Origin of the sequence: Falsochrobactrum ovis (assembly GCF_003259955.1) — a bacterium.
In the GTDB taxonomy this organism is placed as follows: Bacteria; Pseudomonadota; Alphaproteobacteria; order Rhizobiales; family Rhizobiaceae; genus Brucella; species Brucella ovis_A.
In genome coordinates this window covers 21,971-43,719 of the sequence record NZ_QLMK01000015.1, presented here as the reverse complement: position 1 = coordinate 43,719, position 21,749 = coordinate 21,971, and the positions used below count along the sequence as shown (strand labels likewise).

The window sequence follows — 21,749 nt, the reverse complement described above, 5'->3', positions numbered from 1 at the left end:
GGTAATCCTGTCCGGGCCTGACAGGAATAAGGCGCTTAAACAATTTCCCGCGGCGGGTTGCGCTCGTACGTATTGGAACATCGTCCAACGCCTTTTCCAGAAGGCTCTCCACATCAAAATAGTAATTTCGAAACGGTTTCCGTTTCGTCTCATATCTGATCGCGCCGCCCCACGGGGACAACCGGAGGAATTGACGATGACGCATTTGACGCCATCTGTATCGCATGTGATGTCTCACAACGTACAGAACGGAACGCTCAAGGCTGCCACGACAACCACTGGTTCCGTACGAAAAACCACACGGCAGACACATGGTGTTCCGCCTGCCCAGGGCCTTTACGATCCTCGCAATGAGCATGACGCCTGCGGAGTTGGTTTTATCGCTCATATGAAGGGCGAAAAATCCCATAAGGTCGTGAAAAACGGCTTGTTTATGCTGGAAAATCTCACCCATCGCGGTGCAGTTGGGGCCGATCCGCTTATGGGGGATGGTGCGGGTATTTTGGTGCAAATTCCAGATCGTTTTTTCCGCGAAGAAATGGCACGCCAGGGCATTGATCTTCCGCAGCCCGGATCTTATGGCGTCGGATATATTTTCATGCCGCGCGATCCTGAATTGCGTGCTCATGCCGAGCAGATCGTAAAAGAGGTGGTTGCCGCAGAAGGTCAGCACTTTATCGGCCTGCGTGAAGTGCCGGTCGATAATTCATCCCTTTCCAAAGCGCCTCATATCGCTGCGACTGAGCCTGTTCACGTTCAGATCTTTATCGGACGCAATGCGATGCTGGAAACAGATGATGATTTTGAACGCCGTCTTTTTGTGCTGCGCAAGGTGATCTCTAACCGCATCCATCAGGAAAATGACGGCGACGATAAAGGCTTTTACATCGTCTCTATGTCGGCGCGGACCATCGTCTATAAGGGCATGTTTCTGGCCTATCAGGTTGGCTCTTATTACAAAGATCTGAAAGATCCGCGTTTTGAAAGTGCGGTTGCGCTGGTTCATCAGCGCTTTTCAACCAATACCTTCCCGTCATGGCGGCTTGCCCATCCTTATCGCATGGTTGCGCATAATGGTGAAATCAACACATTGCGCGGCAATGTGAATTGGATGGCAGCGCGACAGGCTTCAGTCGACTCTGAGCTTTTTGGCAATGATATTTCCAAGCTCTGGCCAATTTCCTATGAAGGCCAGTCTGATACGGCCTGTTTCGATAATGCGCTCGAATTTCTGCATCAGGGTGGCTACAGTCTCGCCCATGCGATGATGATGCTGATCCCAGAAGCCTGGTCTGGCAATCAGCAAATGTCTGATGAGCGCCGCGCCTTTTATGAATATCACGCAGCTCTGATGGAGCCTTGGGATGGGCCTGCAGCGGTCGCTTTCACCGATGGCCGCCAGATTGGAGCAGTTTTGGATCGCAATGGTTTGCGACCTGCACGTTATATCGTAACAGATGATGACTTCGTCATTCTGGCGTCAGAAGCGGGTGTTCTTCCGGTCAAAGAGGAGAAGATTGTCAAGAAGTGGCGCCTTCAGCCAGGCAAGATGCTTCTGATTGATATGGAAGAAGGGCGCATCATTTCTGATGATGAGATCAAGTCCCAAATAGCTCAGAAACATCCCTACAAGCAGTGGCTTGCTAATACGCAACTTATTCTGGAAGAGCTCGACCCTGTGGACCCACGCGCATTGCGCACGGATGTTAGCCTGCTCGATAGGCAACAGGCTTTTGGCTATACGCAGGAAGATACCAAGCTTTTGATGGCCCCAATGGCAACCACAGGGCAGGAAGCTGTTGGCTCGATGGGAACTGATACGCCAATTTCGGCCATGTCGGACAAATCGAAGCTGCTTTACACCTATTTTAAGCAGAATTTTGCACAAGTTACCAATCCGCCGATTGATCCGATCCGCGAAGAACTGGTGATGAGCCTTGTTTCCTTCATTGGGCCGCGGCCAAATATATTTGATCTGGTTGGCACCTCACGTCGCAAACGTTTGGAAGTGCGCCAGCCCATTCTGACCAATGGCGATCTGGAAAAAATCCGTTCAATTGGTCACACGGAAGATCGCTTTGACACCAAAACGCTCGATATTACCTATAATGTTGGCGAGGGTGCCGCTGGTATGCAAGGTGCGGTTGAGCGTCTTTGCGACCGCGCAGAAGCTGCCGTTCATGGCGGGTACAATATTGTTATTCTATCTGATCGTCAGGTTGGCGCTGATCGTATTCCGATCCCCGCGCTTTTGGCCACCGCTGCGGTGCACCATCATTTGATCCGCAAAGGTTTGCGCACATCGGTTGGATTGGTGGTTGAATCCGGCGAGCCGCGCGAAGTGCATCATTTCTGCTGTTTGGCGGGGTATGGCGCCGAGGCGATCAATCCCTATCTGGCTTTTGATACGCTGCTTGATATGCATCGCCGCCGTGAATTTCCGCCGGAGGTTGACATGGAGGAAGTAGTCAAACGCTACATAAAATCGATCGGTAAGGGCATCTTGAAAGTCATGTCCAAAATGGGCATTTCGACCTATCAATCCTATTGTGGTGCGCAGATTTTCGATGCTGTTGGCCTCAAAACATCATTTGTTGATCAGTATTTTACCGGCACTGCAACCAGCATTGAGGGCGTTGGGCTTGCAGAAATAGCCAAGGAAACCGTTCGTCGTCATAAAGATGCATTCGGCAATGATCCGGTTTTATTGGCTGCTCTTGATGTAGGAGGCGAATATTCTTACCGCATGCGCGGAGAGGCGCATATGTGGTCTCCGGATGCGGTCGCAAAGCTGCAACATGCGGTGCGTACCGCCAATCCAGCGAGATTTAGCGAATATACAGCCATGATCGATGCAAAATCGGAGCAGGCAAGAACCATTCGTGGTCTGTTTGATATTCGCTTTGCAAAAGATCGGGGGGGTGAGCCTGTTTCCATTGCCGAGGTGGAGCCGGCAGTTGAAATCGTCAAACGTTTTTCGACCGGCGCCATGTCTTTTGGCTCTATTTCACGAGAGGCACATACCACGCTTGCCCGTGCGATGAATGCGATTGGCGGCAAGTCCAATACAGGTGAAGGCGGAGAGGAACCTAATCGTTTCTATCCTTTGCCGGATGGCAAACCCAATCCCGAACGTTCGGCTATTAAGCAGGTGGCATCGGGTCGTTTTGGCGTAACGGCTGAATATCTTGTCAATGCAGATCTCATTCAAATCAAGGTTGCGCAAGGTGCAAAGCCTGGCGAAGGTGGGCAATTGCCGGGTCACAAGGTTGATGCCACCATTGCCAAAACCCGCCATTCGACACCCGGTGTCGGGCTGATTTCACCGCCGCCGCACCATGATATTTATTCAATCGAAGATCTGGCGCAGCTGATTTACGATCTAAAAAATGTTAATCCGGAAGCTGATATTTCAGTCAAGCTAGTGTCAGAAATTGGCGTCGGCACGGTGGCCGCAGGTGTTACCAAGGCGCGGGCCGATCATATTACGATTGCAGGCTATGATGGCGGCACTGGCGCATCGCCACTTACCTCGCTCAAACATGCCGGTTCTCCGTGGGAGGTTGGTCTTGCTGAAACCCATCAGACATTGGTTTTAAATGGGTTGCGCTCACGTATCGCATTACAAGTGGATGGTGGACTGCGTACAGGCCGCGATGTGGTGATTGGCGCGCTGCTCGGTGCTGATGAATTTGGTTTTTCCACAGCACCTTTGATTGCGGCTGGCTGCATTATGATGCGCAAATGCCATCTCAATACATGTCCGGTCGGGGTTGCAACGCAAGATCCGGTGTTGCGCAAACGCTTTAAGGGCACGCCTGAACATGTGATCAATTTCTTTTTCTATCTAGCGGAAGAAGTACGCGCCTTGCTGGCGGAAATGGGCTTTACAAAGCTTGAGCAAATCATTGGACAAACCGACCTGCTTGAAAAGCAGGCTATGATTGATCATTGGAAGGCCAGAGGGCTAGATTTCAGTCGCATTTTCTATAAGCCAGCCGCCGAAAAGAAAGCGATTTATTGGACTGAACGCCAAGTTCATCCGATTGATAATGTGCTTGATCGCCAGTTGATCGAACGCGCAAAGCCCGCATTGGAAGACAGGCAGTCGGTCAAGATCGAGGTTGACATCAAGAATGTAGATCGTTCGACTGGCGCAATGCTTTCTGGTGAAGTAGCCAAACGCTTCGGCCACAACGGACTATCTGACGATACGATTTCCGTGACCTTCCGCGGAACGGCGGGTCAATCTTTTGGTGCATTTCTGGCGCGTGGTATTTCGTTTGAGCTAATCGGCGATGGCAATGATTATGTTGGCAAGGGATTATCCGGCGGACGTATTGTCATTCGCCCTCCGGAAAGCTCCCAAATTGCGGCAGAAAATTCAATTATCGTCGGCAATACGGTGCTTTATGGCGCATTGGAAGGTGAGTGCTATTTCCGCGGTGTAGCGGGCGAACGTTTTGCCGTGCGTAATTCAGGCGCTGTGGCTGTGGTTGAAGGCGTTGGCGATCATGGCTGCGAATATATGACCGGCGGTGTCGTCGTTGTCATTGGTGAAACGGGACGCAATTTCGCAGCTGGCATGTCGGGCGGTATTGCCTATGTGCTTGATGAAATGGGCGATTTTGCTCAACGCTGCAATATGGCGATGGTCGAACTCGAACCCGTGCCGGAAGAGGATGACATTCTCGAAAAACTGCATCATCTCGGCGGTGACCTTATGCATAAGGGTCGGGTAGATATTTCTGCCAATATGCCCCTTCATGATGAAGAGCGGCTAGCACAATTGATCGCCAATCATCTGCATTATACAGGCTCGACGCGCGCCAAAAACATTCTCGATAATTGGGAAAACTATCGGCCAAAATTCGTTAAAGTCATGCCTGTCGAGTACCGCCGTGCACTGGAAGAGATGGAATATATGCACAATGGTGCGCCGGCAGAATGCGCGTGATGCAGTATCAAATTTCAGCCTCGAATTTCGAGGGAGAGTTTTTTCATGGGTAAGGTAACTGGTTTTCTTGAAATTGATCGGCAGGTGGCAAAATATCAGCCGGCTGCTGATCGTATAAGGCATTTTCGCGAATTTACGCTACCAATAAGCGATAGTGATGTGCGCAAACAAGCTGCACGCTGCATGGATTGCGGCATTCCATTTTGTCATGGGCCAACCGGGTGCCCGGTCCATAATCAGATACCGGATTGGAATGATCTTGTTTATAATAACAACTGGGATCAGGCGATCCGCGATCTGCATCTGACCAATAATTTTCCCGAATTTACTGGGCGCATTTGTCCTGCACCTTGCGAAGAAGCTTGCACACTCAACCTTGAAGACGTGCCGGTGGCAATCAAGACGATTGAACAGGCACTGGGAGATAAGGCGTATGAATTAGGCCATATTGTTCCGCAACCATCTGCGCAAAAGACTGGCAAATCTATTGCGATTATCGGCTCTGGCCCAGCCGGACTTGCAGCCGCGCAGCAGCTCGCGCGTGCGGGTCATATGGTCGATGTCTATGAGCGTGAAAGCCGTCCCGGTGGTTTGCTTCGTTATGGCATTCCTGATTTCAAGCTGGAAAAACATCTGATTGATCGCCGCATAGCGCAGATGGAAGGTGAGGGCGTTCGCTTCCTTTGCGGGGTTAATATCGGGGTTGATAAACCATTGCGCGGTTTGCTCGATACTTATGATGCGGTGCTTTATTGTGGCGGTTCAGAGAAGCCGCGTCCGGCGGGTATTCCGGGTTCGGATCTGGAAGGCGTTTATGATGCGATGCCTTATCTTGTGCAACAAAATCGCCGCATTGCAGGTGAGGCTATCGAATCTGTTGCTTGGCCAGCGGCCCCCATTCTTGCGGGCGGAAAGCATATTGTGGTGGTGGGCGGCGGAGATACCGCCTCGGACTGTGTGGGAACTGCTTTCCGTCAGGGCGCTGTTATCGTCACCCAGCTTGATATTCGCCCACAGCCACCTGAAAAAGAAGATAAGCTGAGCGTCTGGCCCTATTGGGCAACAAAAATGCGCACATCGTCCAGTCAGGCGGAAGGTGCAGCCCGCGAATTTCAGGTGGCAACACTAGAATTCATCGGCGAAAATGGCCGTTTGGCACATGTTAAATGCTGTCAGGTCGATGAGCAGCGCCAGCCAATCAAAGGTAGCGAATTCTGCATCAAAGCGGATTTGGCATTCCTTGCTATTGGTTTTTTCGGTCCGGCAGAAAATTGTGTCCTGCGGGAGATGGGCGACCGATTGGAAATTTCCATTGATCGACGCGGCGCGACTGCCGTAAAAGCCAATGATCAAGACTATCGCACCAGCATCGAAAAATTCTATGCAGCGGGCGATGTGCGACGTGGTCAATCGCTCGTGGTCTGGGCTATTCGTGAAGGACGGCAGGCAGCCCGTGCGATTGATGCAGACTTGATGGGAGCATCCGTTCTGCCGCGCTGAATTTCCAGAAGCTTTCCCAATCAGGCTGGCAATTTAGTTTGCCAGCCTATCGCGCGGCCATGAAAAATCATCCGCTCGACCAGGAGCTGCTTTATACTCAATCGGCTTTTCACGGTTCGCTAATTTACTTGAAGAAACGCCAGCACCCAGCAATATTCCACTATTATCATGGCCTATGTCACGAAGACTGACAGGCGCTATCCGGTCAATCGGTTTTGACGAGTCCGCTGTTTCCGCGCTGGGCAAAACCATTATATTTTCTCTGCTTTCGCCTAGCAAAGCTTTTAACGGCTTTTCAGCATAAAAGGCCAATTTTCGTTTACCCGCAGATGTGGTGTTGATTCCGTCATTGGCACGCAACCGGGCAGTCTGACCATTAATGTCAAAACCGGTTTGGCTGAAATTACCGTCTTCATCGACAAAACCGTCCCATACATCGACAAATTTCCCGCCAATTTTTTCCGCGTGGTTGCGATAGATTTCGTTCAGCGCCAGCATATCCTGCGACATGCCCCGGGGGCGAAATGGAGGCTGGCCCACCCAGATCAGCGGTAGGCCTTTGCTAGCAATATGATTTGTGAAATTTGCAACCCGGCGTTGATATTCTTCATTCCATTTTGCGGACAAGGCGGCGTGGTTTTGGCCCTCTATATTGATGACCTGGCGGTCATTTGAGCCGATCATGACAATCACGACCGCTGGTTTTTCCTCATCAAGAATGTTTGAAATATTGGCGGGCCAATCATAATGGTCATCACGAACAAAGCCGGACGATCCATTGGTGCGGTTGACGATGCGAATATTACTTTCGGCAGCGAAGGCGGTTTCCAAACCCTCCGCCATACCGCCACCAATAAAGTCACCCACAACAAGCACTTTTTTGGCGTCGGGGTTTTTTACAACCGCAGGTATTTCAGGCTTTGCCGCAACCGGCGCAGTCGTTCGAGCCGCAGGGCTCGCTGCTTTGGGCGTTCGCTTTTGCTGTCTGGGACGTTGTTGTTGCTGACGCGGCTGTTGCTTTTGTGGTTCCGGTTGAGCCTGACGCTGGCCAAATAACAAATCAAAGATCGTTCTCGGTCTTTGCTGGGCGGATGCATCGGTAATCATCAGGCAAAAGACCGCTAGCGCGGCAAAAAATATGCCAGCGATAGAAGTTGTTTTGCGAATGATTAGCCTTGCCAGCATCCTTTGCGCCTCATGGTTTTTAAGAATATAGAGCCAGCAGCAGAAAAAGGAAATCAGGGTACAATTTGCACCCTGATTGACATTTCAAAACTTAGCGGCGGCGCAGAACCGAGAGCACTTCTTTGCTCGGATGTCCGTCTTGCTGCAATCCATTGCGCTTTTGGAAAGCCTCAATTGCCGCACGCGAGCTTGAGCCGATCAGCCCATCAATCTTGCCATCATAATAACCCAGCTCTTTAAGACGGTTTTGCAGTTCTTGGCGTTCATTCATGGTAATGGGGGTGAATGGGCGGTTCCAATCGCGCACTAACCCCTGATACCCGCCAATACGATCGGCCAGCAGGCCCACGGCCAATGCATATTTATCGGCATTATTATAACGCTTCAAAACATTGAAGTTTTTGGTCATCAGGAAGACCGGGCCTTCACGTCCGTCAAAAACTTTCAAAGTGGCGACTTCATTTGGATCAGGGAAAGCGCGGCCATTGGCTCGGACGAGGCCGAGTTTGCGCCACTCAGCAATTGTCAAATTTCCGGCTGGAAATTTGCGTCCGGCAGGTAAGATCACCTCATACCCCCAAGTCCGGCCTGGCTGCCAGCCATTGCGATGAAGCAGGTTTGCGGCGGTTGCCAAAGCATCCGGAACTGAGTTCCAGATATCGCGCTTGCCATTGCCGTCCATATCCACTGCATAGGCAAGATAGCTGGTCGGAATAAATTGGGTATGGCCCATTGCACCCGCCCATGAGCCGCTAAGATGACTACGGTCAATGTCGCGGGTTTGAAGAATTTTCATTGCCGCAATTAATTGCGTGCGTCCGAATTTTGCGCGGCGCTTATCCGCATAAGCCAGCGTTGCCAGCGAGCGAATAGCATCTCGCATCACATCATCGCGTTTGAGAACCTCGCCGTAATTACTTTCCATAGACCAGATGGCCAAGAGAATGTTCGGGCTGACTGAAAACCGCTGTTCGATACGTTTCAGCCATGGACCCCATTTGCGCGCCATGCTTTGACCGACAGAGATCGAATTTTCATTCACACGATTATCGATATAGCTCCAGATTGGCTCGGTGAATTCCGGCTGGTAGCGCGCTTTTTCCAGTACGACCGGATCGGGTGCTGTCACACCTTTAAAAGCAAGGTCAAATGTGGATGGGGTCACGCCGCTTTGAATAGCTGTATTGCGAAAACCGGCCACCCATTTACGAAAATTGGCATCAGCAGAAGCGGAACTGACGCCAAATCCAGATATGGTGAGGGCGACGGCGAGCGCAGCCGTAAAACGGACGCCTATGCCTCTGCGGCGTGGGTGTGGAAATCGCAGCATTCTGTGTTTCCCTTCTGCAAGCGTTAACTGCCTTGCGGCTAAAGTCTTTCTTAGGCCTCGATAGCGTACAAATATGATAATAGAAGTACGAGATGAATTTGAGGCCGACACTGGAACGTATATTACGCCTTGCAGGTTAGCATTTGGTTTACCATCTCAATGATGTTGGTCTGTTCGCGCTTTTGCGATCAGAAAACGTCTGATCAAGCAGCATTACGACGAGATAATGTAATGTGATGGCACAATTGGGAGCTTTCAATCATTTTGTGGTATCTAGCCCCAGTGTCATTAAACCGATTAAAGACATTAACAATTTTGAATTTTGAGGAGAGGAATGAGTTCGATTCGTAAAATCCGCAAGGCTGTTTTCCCCGTTGCTGGCCTGGGGACCCGCTTCCTTCCTGCTACAAAATCAATCCCCAAAGAAATGCTGACCGTCGTTGACAAGCCAGTCATTCAATATGTGGTTGATGAAGCGCGTGAAGCTGGAATCGAACATCTAATTTTCGTCACTGGCCGCAACAAAGCTGTTATCGAAGATTATTTTGATGCGCAGGTGGAGTTGTATTCAACCCTTGCTGAACGCGGCAAGACCGACGAGCTGGAACATATGCAGCGCTTACAGCCTGAGCCGGGGACAACCAGTTTCACCCGCCAGCAGGTGCCGCTAGGCCTTGGCCATGCGGTTTGGTGTGCGCGCGAGCTTGTGGGCAACGAACCTTTTGCGCTGTTGCTGCCGGATATGGTGATGCAATCGAAAAAAGGTTGCCTTGCCGAAATGGTCGAACTCTATGAGCGGACTGGCGGCAATATCGTAGCTGTGCAAGAATGTGATCCAGAGGAAGCGCATAAATACGGTATTGTCGGTAAGGGCGAAACCGTGGGCAATGGTTTTGAAATCAATCGCATGGTTGAAAAACCCGCGAAAGGTACTGCACCTTCCAATCTCTATATTAACGGACGCTATATTCTTCAACCGGAGATTTTTGATCTTTTGAGCACGCAAGAAAAAGGCGCAGGTAATGAGATACAGCTCACCGACGCTATGTTGAAACTGGCGGATCAGCAGAAATTCTACGGCTTTAACTATCAAGGCCGGACTTTTGACTGCGGGTCAAAAGCTGGTTTCATTGAGGCCAATGTGGCTTTCGCGCTTTGGCGTGAAGATATTAGACCATCGGTGGAAGATTCTATTGGCAATCTTTTGGCAACGATCAAGCCGGAATAAGTTGCTACAATAATCTGAGAAATACCCCGTCATTCAGGCGGGGTATTTTTCAGCGCTGCAGTTTCATTCCAACATAGATGCTGTTTGAGCGATATTCACGCCAAGCAACTTGGCTGTTCAAAAATTCATGCCGCAGCCTTGCATCAATCCCCATAAAACGGTTGATCCAATAGGTGGCGCCGATTTGAGCTCCGATTGTATAATCATGACCGCTTCCATCTTTGTTGTCGCGCATATCCAGATCAAGCCTTCCGGTCAGGCTCAGGTCTGACCGCACCCGATGGGTGACATCAATGCTGGCAAAGTAAAGCAGTGATCCGGATATGTCGGGGGAGGTGGAGGTATCGACCACAGTTTGGGCAAATAGATTTACATCAGTGCCGCGCAGCGGTGACCAATTAATCCGTGCGGAAATCGATGGGCCGGAAATATCGGAAAGTCGCGAGTCATCAAAATTGGCGCGCATATAGCCAGCCGCGATCTCGCCATTAAATTTTTCACCCCGATCAAACATCAAGCCACCGCGTAACGCATATTGCGTTCCACTGCGTTCATAGCCATTGCGATCAATTGTTTCGTCGAATTTCCGTTTGCCAAGTTCCAGCTCAACGAAGGGTTTTAGGGCTGGCGAAATAGCAAAGCCACTGCGTAACAATATGCTGGCATAGGTGTTATCGCGATCTTTTTGGCTTAAAGAACCGCCAGAGGCGAGCTTAGCATTCCCATAAATATTGCGTTGAATCCGAGCGTCAGCACTGCCAAATATCAGGCCCGTATCGTGTTCTGCACCCAAGCTGCCCCCGATGGTCTGAACGATCGGGCGCTTTAGAGCACCAATAATGCTGTTGGGATTTGATGCGCTTTCACGTCGTAAATGGTAATTTCCCGTGGCCCTTATTGCTGTCTGCTCGGTTATATCGAGGCGCAGCCCGCTTTGAATATCCATTCGGGGCTGCGAGACATTCTCGCCCGAAATCGATTCACTTAGCGTGCCGGAGGCGTTGATATTCGCCTCATGACGAGACCAGTCAGAGCGTGCATCAACTCGCAATGTGGTTTCTGATAGAACAGCACTTGAGCCATTAGGGCCATTACTGCCGTTTGAGGTGGCGCGAATGCCTTGCTCCAGTGAGGGACGCAGAATGAAACTGCCGGCCCGGATGCCAATAGGCGCGAAAGGATCTTCATCTGCGTTGACCTGGCGGCCTTGTTCAGCCGGTTGCGGCAGATTTTCCCGCGTTGAGCTTTCCCGATCGGGGGGCGAAATGGGACCAATTGCGCTGGTCCGAATATTGTCGACGGGCGTCAAATCAGGATCAGCATTATAAAACCTATCATTCCCGTCAGATTGGGAAAATCCGCTGTCGCCGCTTAAATCGCTCTGATTTGCTGAAAAATCGCCACCTATCGCATTGAAATTGTCGTCAATACTGCCGCGCAGAAGGCTTTCCTGTGCATGAAGAGGGAATGTGCTTATTGCCATGACGACACCCGCCCAAAGCAGGGTTTTTAACCTGCGGGGTTGATATGCGCAGCCATCATTGGGGTTCAGAGCAAAAAGCATTGTGACTTCAAACTGTTGCAACGTGGTAGCTGGAGAGTAAACGGACATGGTTAATTCTTTATTTCCGAAACCATTTGTCCGCCTTATTCAGGAATAAATCTTTGGACTTTACTTTCTGAAAACGCTAACCGTATGCCCCATGACAAAGCTTGACCCGACCCAAACACCAGATATAGCTCAAGCAGCTATTGCTTCAGCTCTCCGTACGATCAAGACCGAAAATGCCGGCCTAGAAGCGCTTGAGGATGCTCTGCGCAATGGGCTTGCTGCACCCTTTGCCCAAGCGGTACAAACGATTGCCGAAGCAAAGGGCAGGGTGATTTTGACCGGTCTTGGCAAAAGCGGGCATGTTGGCGCAAAACTTGCCGCCACTTTTGCATCCACCGGTACACCTGCTTTTTTCGTCCATGCAGCCGAGGCCAATCACGGTGATCTGGGCATGGTCGGGCGCGATGATGTTATCCTCGCTCTGTCATGGTCTGGTGAGACAGCGGAATTGCGGGGAATGGTCAATTATTCGCAACGCTTTCGCATCCCGTTGATTGCCGTTACTTCGCGCGAAGATTCGGCCTTGGGTCGAGCTGCCACGGTCCCTCTGATCTTGCCAAAGGTCGCCGAAGCCTGCCCACATGGCCTTGCGCCGACAACTTCGACCCTATTGCAACTCGCCATGGGTGACGCGCTCGCTATCGCGCTGTTGGAAGCGCGTGGATTCTCGCCGACGGATTTTCGCACCTTCCATCCCGGTGGATCACTGGGGGCAAGCCTTACCCATATTCGCGAGGTAATGCATCGCGATGATCGGGTGCCGTTGGTAAAAATTGGCACATCTATGCCCGAAGCGATGAAAGTTCAGTCGCATAAGCGTTTTGGCTGTGTTGGGGTGGTTGATGAAGCGGGAAATCTCGCGGGCATCATTACGGATGGCGACCTTTCGCGCAATCTGCACCGCAACCTGTCGGAATTGTCGGTTGATGAGGTGATGACGAGCAATCCCAAGACGGTCTCACCTCAAACGCTGGTTGGCGCTGCGATGAGTTTGCTCGAAGAACACCACATCAGCGTATTGCTCGTGGTTGAAGACTCAAAGCCTGTCGGGATCGTGCATTTCCACGATTTGTTGCGTATTGGTGCGGCATAGCGGATAGCAATATTATTGCTCATCCGTCACCGTATTAATAGCCAGTTCCAAATTATTGGGGTCAAACGCCACTACGCTTACTTCTGTGCCAGCAGGAAGATTGGGGCCTTTGACCCGCCAAGATGTGTCGTTAATTTTGATGCGGCCACGACCATTGATAATCGGCTCCGTCAGAGTGGCTCTTTGACCAATCAATTGTTGTCCACGTTGATTGAGCAGAGGATCACCGGGTAAATTTTTCACGCCGAATGCTCTGCGTCCGATCAAAACAAAAATTACAGCAAGAACAAGGAATATAATGCTTTGAACTTGCCAGCTAAAACCGCTGTCTGTCCCGACAAGCAACGCGATTGATCCGGTCACGAGTGCCGCCAGAGCAAACCAGATGAAGAAAATGCCGGGTGCTAGGATTTCCAGAATGAGCAGGACGAGACCAAATACGATCCAGTTCCAAATGCCCAAACTGACAAGAAAATCCAATATCATCCCGGAATCCTAAAACTAGCTGCGATTTGTAGGCGGTACGCTGCGAGTGCGTGGACTGGGGCCAGGTTGCGTAGCCGACGGATTGACGGGATTATTGCCATCGCCAAAGACTTCTTTGGCAATTGCTCCAATCCCACCCAAAGAGCCAATCAGCGCGCTTGCTTCCAGCGGCATAAGGATGACTTTTTGATTATTGGCGCTGGCAATATTGCCGAGAGCTTCGGTATATCTTTGCGCCACAAAATAATTGAGGGCCTGCACATTGCCGCCTGCAACCGCTTCAGAAACCATCGTGGTTGCTTTTGCTTCGGCTTCGGCCAGCCGTTCACGCGCTTCGGCTTCGCGTTTTGCAGCTTCAAGCTTACCTTCAGCTTCAAGAATCTGAGATTGTTTTTGCCCTTCCGCCCGCAAGATTTGCGCATTGCGGTCGCCCTCGGCCTCAAGCACAAGAGCGCGTTTGTCACGTTCTGCTTTCATTTGTCGGGCCATGGAGGCGACGATATCTGCCGGCGGATCAATATCTTTGATCTCGACCCGGGTCATTTTAAGCCCCCACGGATGCGCAGCTTCATCAACCACACGCAGCAGCCGGTCGTTAATTGCGTCACGATTGGAAAGTAACTCGTCGAGATCCATCGAACCCATAACAGTACGAATATTGGTCATGGTCAGATTGAGGATCGCATATTGCAGGTCTGAAACCTGATAGGCGGCCTGCGCAGCGTTCAGCACCTGATAGAACGCCACACCATCAACGCCGACAATGGCATTGTCGCGGGTGATAACCTCTTGAGTTGGTACATCCAGAACCTGTTCCATCATGTTTAAACGAGCGCCAATACGATCGAAAAATGGAACAATCAGATTTAATCCGGGCGAGAGCGTTCTGGTATAACGACCAAAACGCTCAACCGTATAATGATACCCTTGCGGAACGGTTTTAATGCCAGCAAAGAGAGCGAGAAGAACAAGCGCTACAAGAATGAGTAATGTAATATCAAAACCGCTCATCATCTGATCCTTTGTCAGCTGACTGGTCAGCATTGCGCTGGCCAGTTCTTCACTGGCATGAAGATTACATTATGAGTGTATGATTATTACACCCAACCTTGCAATTCGCGACGTACCAATGTCTCAATCACTTTCATGCCCAGTTCTGTATCGTTCAGGCATGGAATATGGCTGAAATTCTCGCCGCCATTCTCAAGAAATTCCTCGGCCGCTTCATTGCCGATTTCATCCACTGTCTCAAGGCAATCGACGACAAAGCCCGGATTGAGAACCGCCATGGATTTTACACCCTGCTTGGCAAGTTCTTCAACGGTATCATCCGTATAGGGCTTGAGCCATTCCTCGGGACCAAAGCGGGATTGAAATGTAGAGCGGAATTGTTTCTCGTCCATCCCCAATCGTGCCCGCAGCAAACGAGAGGTCTCCAGACATTGTTGTCGATACGGATCGCCCTTATCGGAATAGTTTTTCGGAATGCCGTGATAGGAAGCGAGTATGATTTCAGGTTTGAAATCAAGTGTCGCCAGATGTTCCTCTATTGAGCGCGCAATTGCTTCAATATAAACAGGCTCAACTTCGTAAGACGGCACCACTCTTACAGCTGGCACAAAGCGCTTTTTCATCAGCGCTTCAAAGAATTTGTCAATTACAGTACCAGTGGTGGTTGCCGAATATTGCGGGTAAAGCGGAAACATCACGATCCGCTCGCAACCTTGCTGCAAAAGCCGGTTAGTCACCGTTTCGATTGAGGGCTGCCCATAACGCATAGCCCAATCCACAACCACATTTGGATATTCTTTCAGGGCTTCTGCAAGTTTTTCACTTTGTGATCTTGTATAGGTGCGCAGCGGCGATTCATTGCGCTCACGGTTCCAGATGCGGTCATACATTTTGCCAGAACGCTTAGGGCGCGACATCAGCACGATGCCATGAAGAATTGGATACCAGATAAGGCGTGGCCATTCGATGACGCGGCGATCAGATAGAAACTCCGCCAGATAGCGGCGCATAGGCGCATAGCTAGTACCATCTGGGGTTCCCAGATTGACCAGAAGAACACCCACCTTCGGCTTTTTCACCGAAGAAGTTTGATCATGCGCCGCGCTCATAACAGTTTCCGTCCTGTTCATATCACTCACTTTCGATTCCTGTTGGCTGGAAAGTAGAGTAAATATGACAAATTACAATTCGGACACGGCAGCGCACCCCGCAGGGCGTGGGGATTATCCCCTTGCCTGTCGGGTCAGCGTAAAGTGCGAGCCAGCCGATGATGTGCAATTGAGTTGCGATGGTGAAACCAGTGCGCAATTAACCTTAGACGAGGTGCCGCGCACGATAGAACGCAGATCGATTTCTACCAGTTGGGGCGAAATATTGCGGTAATTTCCTTCGGCGAGACGTTCATTGGTATCGGTCGTTCTGGTTTCAAAGAAACCGTTGTTAAAGGATGAGACAATGCCGTTCGCATCCACCCAGTTTCCATTGATCCCTGCTGGAGTACGCGAAACCACCGGCACATTGCCGCCGCCACCGGGACCTGTAGCGACACATGCACTAAGTACAACAGACATGACCATCAGCGGACCAATTATGCGCATGCTTTTCATGTCCATTTCTCCTTAATCTAATCACACAGACGATGAATCAGAACTCATCAAGAAGCATTTTCCGGGACTTATAACACCACTTTTGTTAAATTGCTGCAATCGTTAGCATAAAACTTTGCTGTTAATTGCGTGCTCAAATGCACAAATGAGCGCTGACAATTCGTAGTTCACAGGCTGGGCATTGGCATGAACATAGGAATTGGCACGGGTGAGGCGGTCGCATGAGCGCTGGTTGACCACGCGCCCAGAATTGGCGATCTGGGCACATGGTACATTATCCGTTGCAAATAACCGCCTGTCAGCAAATCAGTTTTGCCGGAATAAGCCCGCGAAGCGAATTGCCGACATAGATTTTGTGCGCCTCCTTAAGTTCCTGCAACGTAAATGAACCTTCTCTAACGGTTCCCTCATCCAAAAGTTCGCGACGCAAAACACCATCCAGCAATCCGCAATCTAATGGTGGCGTGATCAATATATCACCGCCCAGATCTATAAATATCGAGCTTATCGTGCCTTCGCACACTTGGCCTTTTTCATTGAGCAAAATGACTTCATCTATTTCGGTAGATGAAAATTCGTCCCTTGCGGCCAGATAGGTTTGACGTCGGGTAGTTTTATACCGAAGTAACGGATCTTTTGATGAAAGCGGTATTGTTGCTATGGCGATGTTCCATATGCTGCCTTGCGGTGTTGGAATAAATTCGGATTTATTGAGATCAATTGTTCCGTCTGGTGCCAGCGCCAGCCGCACCCGCAGCGGGTTTGTGCCATGCAGTGCTTGTGATAATTTCTGCTTGATCGCATCCATATTGAATTGAAAACCCAATATATGGGCGGAATTTTCAAGCCGATCTAGGTGACGTTTCCCTCGTAAAATCCCGGTCTCGGGCTCCCACCGCATGGTTTCGATAAGCTGAAAATCAGGATTTTCCGGGATTAGGGTTGTTGTGGTTTCTTTCCCGTCGCGAAACGCGCTTTCAGAAGACATTCTTCATACTCCTCCTGCGGCGTTGAATCGAAGATAACGCCGCCTCCGACGCCAAAAATCGCACGATTCTCTTCGTGAAGCGATAGTGTCCGGATTGCTACATTGAAACGCATACGCCCGCCCGGTTCAATCCATCCCAGAGATCCGCAATAAATATTGCGTGGGGCGTTCTCTAGACGACGTAGAATTTCCATTGCGCTGATTTTTGGCGCACCGGTGATTGAACCGCAGGGAAAAAGTGCGGCAAAAATATCCCGTAGGCTCAGACCCTTGTTCAGCCGGGCGCGTACGCGGCTGATCATTTGATGTACAGTTGGATAGGATTCAACCCGGAAAAGCTCAGGCACTTCCAGAGTTCCCACCTCTGTGATGAGCGAAATATCATTACGCAACAGGTCGACAATCATTCGATTTTCCGCCTGATTTTTGGGGTCATTTAGCAAAAATTGGCGATTTTTCTCGTCTGCTTCTGGTGTTTCGCCCCGGGGCATTGTGCCTTTCATCGGATGGGTTTCGATCCAGCCAGCATTATCCACTTCGAAAAAGAGTTCAGGCGACCGCGACAGTATGAGCGGGCCCCCAAGGCTGCAATAAGTGGCATAGCGCACGGGTTGTCGCTGGGCCAGATTTTCAAATAGCGTCAGCGGGTCACCGCCCCATTCTGCATGAACAGGAAAAGTCAGATTGCCCTGATAGCAATCGCCTTCGCGTAAATGTCGATGCAAGCGCTCAAAGCGTGTTTGGTATTCATCAAAACTCCATTGAGCAACAGGATTGCGCAGAAAAGATCGACCACCGCCTGCGGTGATAGTTCCTTCTTGCGGGCCATCAAAAACCCCAAAACATAAGAGCGGAACCTTTCGGCCATCAGGTAAAAGCGGCCTGAGTTTTGGTTCTAGAAGATAACCGGCCTCATAGGATAGATAGCCTGCAAGCCATTTCCCGCTCTCATGGGCGTCTTGTAGCCTATCCCATGCTGTTTCAAATTCTTGCGGATTATTTGCACAGATTATCGATGAAGGCGAGGTGAAGAGAACTTCACGCCCCGCCTTATCATCGCGAAACAGAATAAGTGGCTGGTCTTTGCCCGACTGGCTCACGGCGATTTCAGTCTTCCATTGCTTCCAATTCGTCGATGATGCCTTCAATCACCGATAGGCCTTTGCTCCAGAAAGCTGGATCCGTAGCATCAAGCCCAAAGGGTGCCAGCAATTCCGTATGATGCTTGGTGCCGCCGGCACGCAGCATGTCAAAATATTTTTGCTGAAAGCCTTTTTCTGCATTTTGGTAAACTGCATAAAGCGAGTTGACCAGACAATCGCCAAAAGCATAGGCGTAGACATAGAAGGGCGAGTGGATGAAATGCGGAATATAGGTCCAGAAGGTTTCATATCCCGGATTAAGGTTTACAGCGTCGCCTAGGCTTTCTCGCTGAACATCCATCCAGATTTCGCCAATACGCTCAGAAGTGAGTTCGCCCTCACGCCGTTCGGTATGAACGCGGCGTTCGAACTGGTAAAATGCGATCTGCCTGACCACCGTATTGATCATATCTTCGGCTTTTTGCGCTAGCATGGCCTTGCGTTCGCGCTTGTCGCCGGTGCGCTCAAGCATGGAACGGAAGGTGAGCATTTCGCCAAAGACCGACGCTGTTTCAGCCAGCGTCAGCGGTGTGGAAGCCATCAGCGCACCTTGTGAACCGGCCAGAACCTGATGCACACCATGCCCTAATTCATGAGCCAATGTCATAACATCGCGCGGCTTGCCCATATAGTTGACAAGAACATAGGGGTGAGCGGAAGGCACCGTCGGATGGGCAAAAGCACCGGGTGCCTTGCCCGGACGAACGGATGCATCAATCCAGTTCTTATCAAAGAATTTCTGGGCAATTTTGGCCATTTCAGGCGCAAAATTACTATAGGCAGTGAGAACGGTTTCGCGTGCCTCATCCCAGGGAATAAGCGTCTGCGAAGTTTCTGGCAATGGCGCGTTGCGGTCCCAGTTTTCTAGCTTTTCGAGGCCCAGCCATTTTGCTTTTAGCGCATAATAGCGGTGCGACAGGCGCGGATAGGCGTCTTCGACTGCCTTTGCCAAAGCATCCACCACCTCGCGCTCAACCCGGTTGGCCAGGTGGCGGCTATCGGCAATATCTTCAAAACCGCGCCAGCGGTCAGAGATTTCTTTATCTTTTGCCAAAGTATTGGTGATGAGCGTAAAAGTGCGCAGATTAGCAGCAAAAGTTTTTGCCAGCGCTTCCGAAGCTTTTTTGCGGACGGCGCTTTTTGGATCTTGCAATAGGTTAAGCGTCGGCTCGATTGGCAGCTGCTCACCGTCAATTTCAAAGCGCAGGCTGGATATGGTTTCGTCAAATAGCCGGTTCCATGCACTGTAACCGGTGATCGATTTTTCATGGAAAAGCTGCTCCAGCTTGTCGTCAAGCTGGTAAGGTTTTTCTATCCGCAGATCTTCGAGCCAGGGCCGATAATGCCCGATATCGGGATTGGAGTTCATCGCCCGTTCAAGCGTGTCATCATCAATTCTGTTGATCTCAAGACCGAAGAAAATAAGCGGCGTATTTGCATCCGTCAGCTTTTGTTGGATGTCACCAAATAGCTTGATCCTTTCGGGATCGCTGGTGTCGCTATAATAATAAAGCCCTGCGAATGAGCCGATACGGCCCATGAGATCGCCCAATGCTTCATATTCACGGATGGCATCGGCAAAATTACCGCCCTTTTCTTTGGCGAGTTCTTCACCGAGCTTGCCTTTCCAGCGCCGCTCGAAATCCGCTGCATCCTGCGCAGCTTTTTCAATATCTCGGGAAAGCTCTTCACTATCGGGCGAGGGATAAAGATCGCTGAGGTCCCATTCTGGCAAATTGTCAAGAACGAGCTTTGGCGCTGAACCCGCTTCTCCCGCGGAGGTTGACATATGGATTGAACAAGCTGGTGAAAACAATTGCATGATATTCTCCTGTTGCCGTTCTTTTCGCACGTCTTTTGCATGAGGCCAAGGGGCCAAGTGAGGCAGAACTTGCGAGGCGGATGATCAGCCTATGCGTGCCGTGGCGTTCTTGCGCTTGGCGGGTTACTTTTTCAAGTGCGGGCAAAACCAAAACCATACCTACAATAAATTGGGCTGTTGGGGTTCTGGGCCTGCTGGTAACAAATTCACCATGAGTACGCGTATCCTTATAGCGGATGATGATTCGTCCCAGCTTCGCTGCCTGGAAGCGTCAATTCTTCGTATGGGCCACCGTACGATACTTGCTGATAGCGGCATTGGGGCCTTATCAGCCATTCAAAGTCGCAAGGATATTGGTCTCATCGTGCTTGATGTGGCCATGCATGATCTGGATGGCTACACATTGCTAAAGCGGATCGCGCAGGCAAGGATTGATACACCTGTTATAGCACTGGTTCCCAATGATGATATGAATATGGCCATGTGCGCCATCAAGTTGGGAGCGGTGGATTTTGTCACCAAGCCTGTTGCGTGTGAACGGCTTCAAATCTCCGTAGCAAATGCTCTTAAGCTCGACGCTCTTGCCAATGAGCTCCGACGTCAGAGACGATCGATTAAGAGCCAGATGCAATTGTGCGATATGGTGACCAAAAGTCCGGAAATGGAGAAAGTTATCAGGCTTGCCCGTCGGATTGCCGCGCTTGATGCGCCATTTCTTATCGAAGGTGAGCCGGGTACGGGCAAAAAGACCCTAGCACGCGCGATCTGTTATAATGAAACGGCTGGTCCAGAAAGCTTTCTTACACTCGATTGCCGCACACTCACCCTTGAAAATCTGAAAGCCGCTTTATGCAGCGGTTCTGACACGGCTTCTCTTTGTGAAGATTCCCCCCTTTCCGAGAAACTTGCAGATACGGTTTGCGCGGGTCATGGCGGCGTGTTCTACTTTGATGAAATTAGCTTTTTATCCGTTTCGATACAGCGAAAACTATTTGAATTGGTTCATTCAAATCAGGTCGAGAATATTCGCATTATTGCATCTAGCAGCAGGTCGCTGTTAGGTCTGGTGCATATGGGGCGGTTCCATGCCGGCCTCTATTATTGGCTTTCATCTTTTTCAATCAAAATGCCGCCTTTGCGCGATCGGATTGAAGATATTCCCTATCTCGCACATCGCTTTCTGCTTTGTTTTTCCAGCGAAGAACGGCGCGGACATATCAGAGGTATTTCGCCCTTTGCTCTAGAACAACTTAAAAAATACTACTGGCCTGATAATGTGCGCGAATTGAAAAACGCCCTATATCAGGCGGTGTTGATGTGTGAGAATACCGAGCTGACCGTGCGGGATTTTCGCTTTACCGGGATTCGAACGAATATTTCATCAGGCAATCTCGAGACGACAGATATAGGTTTTGACCTTTCATTGCCAAACGCTCCCGCTTATGCTCGCGGCGGGACGATTAGCGGTGTTGATTATAACGGTCAGGTGCGATCGCTTGCGCAGATCGAAGAAGATGCAATTCGCCTCGCCATTGACCATTATGAGGGTCAACTTAGTGAAGTGGCGCGCCGTTTAGGCATTGGCAGAACGACTTTATATCGCAAACTCAAGGAATACGGCATCGATGTGGCGAATATGAGCGGGCGATGCAAACGCGAGACAGAGGAAGCGCCTGGGTGCAAATCCGAATGATTTTTCTGCCAATTTTTCCATTAACCTGTTGAAAATACGTCAATTTACAGCCGCCTGTTAAGTTTGCGAGTATTTGAGCAAAGCCAAAAATTGTT

Annotated in this window: 15 protein-coding genes; 5 read left to right on the top strand and 10 right to left on the bottom strand. The window is 50.4% G+C overall.

All coding sequences use genetic code 11. The annotated features are described in order from the left end of the window. Positions 1–196 precede the first annotated feature (196 nt). Positions 197–4,957, top strand: a complete 4,761-nt coding sequence (gene gltB, locus C7374_RS13535; protein ID WP_111576157.1) for a glutamate synthase large subunit — start codon at positions 197–199, stop codon at positions 4,955–4,957. Positions 4,958–5,002: 45 nt separating this feature from the next. Further along, positions 5,003–6,457 carry a glutamate synthase subunit beta gene (locus tag C7374_RS13530; protein WP_111576156.1) on the top strand — a complete coding sequence of 485 codons (1,455 nt, stop codon included), beginning with the start codon at positions 5,003–5,005 and terminating at the stop codon, positions 6,455–6,457. 33 nt (positions 6,458–6,490) lie between these two features. On the opposite strand, the gene C7374_RS13525 is transcribed toward C7374_RS13530, so the two are convergent. Continuing rightward, positions 6,491–7,642: an SGNH/GDSL hydrolase family protein gene (locus tag C7374_RS13525; protein ID WP_111576155.1), complete on the bottom strand. Its 1,152-nt coding sequence runs from the start codon at positions 7,640–7,642 to the stop codon at positions 6,491–6,493. Positions 7,643–7,733: 91 nt separating this feature from the next. Further along, positions 7,734–8,972 carry a lytic murein transglycosylase gene (locus C7374_RS13520; RefSeq protein ID WP_111576154.1) on the bottom strand — a complete coding sequence of 413 codons (1,239 nt, stop codon included), beginning with the start codon at positions 8,970–8,972 and terminating at the stop codon, positions 7,734–7,736. A gap of 334 nt (positions 8,973–9,306) precedes the next feature. Here C7374_RS13520 and galU point away from each other — a divergent pair, with 334 nt between their 5' ends. Then, positions 9,307–10,200: a UTP--glucose-1-phosphate uridylyltransferase GalU gene (galU, locus tag C7374_RS13515; protein WP_111576153.1), complete on the top strand. Its 894-nt coding sequence runs from the start codon at positions 9,307–9,309 to the stop codon at positions 10,198–10,200. Between the two features lie 49 nt (positions 10,201–10,249). Here the strand turns inward: galU and C7374_RS13510 are convergent, their stop codons facing one another. Continuing rightward, positions 10,250–11,764: an outer membrane beta-barrel protein gene (locus C7374_RS13510; RefSeq protein WP_111576152.1), complete on the bottom strand. Its 1,515-nt coding sequence runs from the start codon at positions 11,762–11,764 to the stop codon at positions 10,250–10,252. A 139-nt stretch (positions 11,765–11,903) separates the two neighbouring features. Here C7374_RS13510 and C7374_RS13505 point away from each other — a divergent pair, with 139 nt between their 5' ends. Then, positions 11,904–12,905 (top strand): KpsF/GutQ family sugar-phosphate isomerase, encoded by a 1,002-nt coding sequence (locus C7374_RS13505; protein WP_111576151.1) that lies wholly within the window; start codon positions 11,904–11,906, stop codon positions 12,903–12,905. A gap of 12 nt (positions 12,906–12,917) precedes the next feature. Here the strand turns inward: C7374_RS13505 and C7374_RS13500 are convergent, their stop codons facing one another. The 7 genes from C7374_RS13500 to C7374_RS13470 form a co-directional block, all read right to left on the bottom strand. Further along, on the bottom strand, positions 12,918–13,391 hold the full coding sequence (locus tag C7374_RS13500) for an NfeD family protein (RefSeq protein ID WP_111576150.1): 474 nt from the start codon (positions 13,389–13,391) through the stop codon (positions 12,918–12,920). Positions 13,392–13,406: 15 nt separating this feature from the next. Beyond that, a complete protein-coding gene (locus C7374_RS13495) occupies positions 13,407–14,402 on the bottom strand; it encodes an SPFH domain-containing protein (protein ID WP_111576171.1) in 996 nt (331 codons plus the stop codon). An 86-nt stretch (positions 14,403–14,488) separates the two neighbouring features. Then, on the bottom strand, positions 14,489–15,532 hold the full coding sequence (gene hemH / locus C7374_RS13490) for a ferrochelatase (RefSeq protein WP_111576149.1): 1,044 nt from the start codon (positions 15,530–15,532) through the stop codon (positions 14,489–14,491). Positions 15,533–15,625: 93 nt separating this feature from the next. Beyond that, a complete protein-coding gene (gene omp10 / locus C7374_RS13485) occupies positions 15,626–16,009 on the bottom strand; it encodes an outer membrane lipoprotein Omp10 (RefSeq protein WP_111576148.1) in 384 nt (127 codons plus the stop codon). A 298-nt stretch (positions 16,010–16,307) separates the two neighbouring features. Beyond that, a complete protein-coding gene (locus C7374_RS13480) occupies positions 16,308–16,997 on the bottom strand; it encodes an aminotransferase class IV family protein (protein WP_111576147.1) in 690 nt (229 codons plus the stop codon). Beyond that, positions 16,946–18,097 (bottom strand): aminodeoxychorismate synthase component I, encoded by a 1,152-nt coding sequence (locus tag C7374_RS13475; RefSeq protein WP_111576146.1) that lies wholly within the window; start codon positions 18,095–18,097, stop codon positions 16,946–16,948. Before C7374_RS13475 ends, C7374_RS13480 begins: the two co-directional genes overlap by 52 nt. Positions 18,098–18,104: 7 nt before the next feature. Continuing rightward, a complete protein-coding gene (locus C7374_RS13470; RefSeq protein WP_342634727.1) occupies positions 18,105–19,928 on the bottom strand; it encodes a M3 family oligoendopeptidase in 1,824 nt (607 codons plus the stop codon). A gap of 244 nt (positions 19,929–20,172) precedes the next feature. Here C7374_RS13470 and C7374_RS13465 point away from each other — a divergent pair, with 244 nt between their 5' ends. Then, complete coding sequence (locus C7374_RS13465; RefSeq protein WP_111576170.1) at positions 20,173–21,654, top strand: sigma-54-dependent transcriptional regulator; 1,482 nt, start codon at positions 20,173–20,175, stop codon at positions 21,652–21,654. Positions 21,655–21,749: the final 95 nt, after the last annotated feature.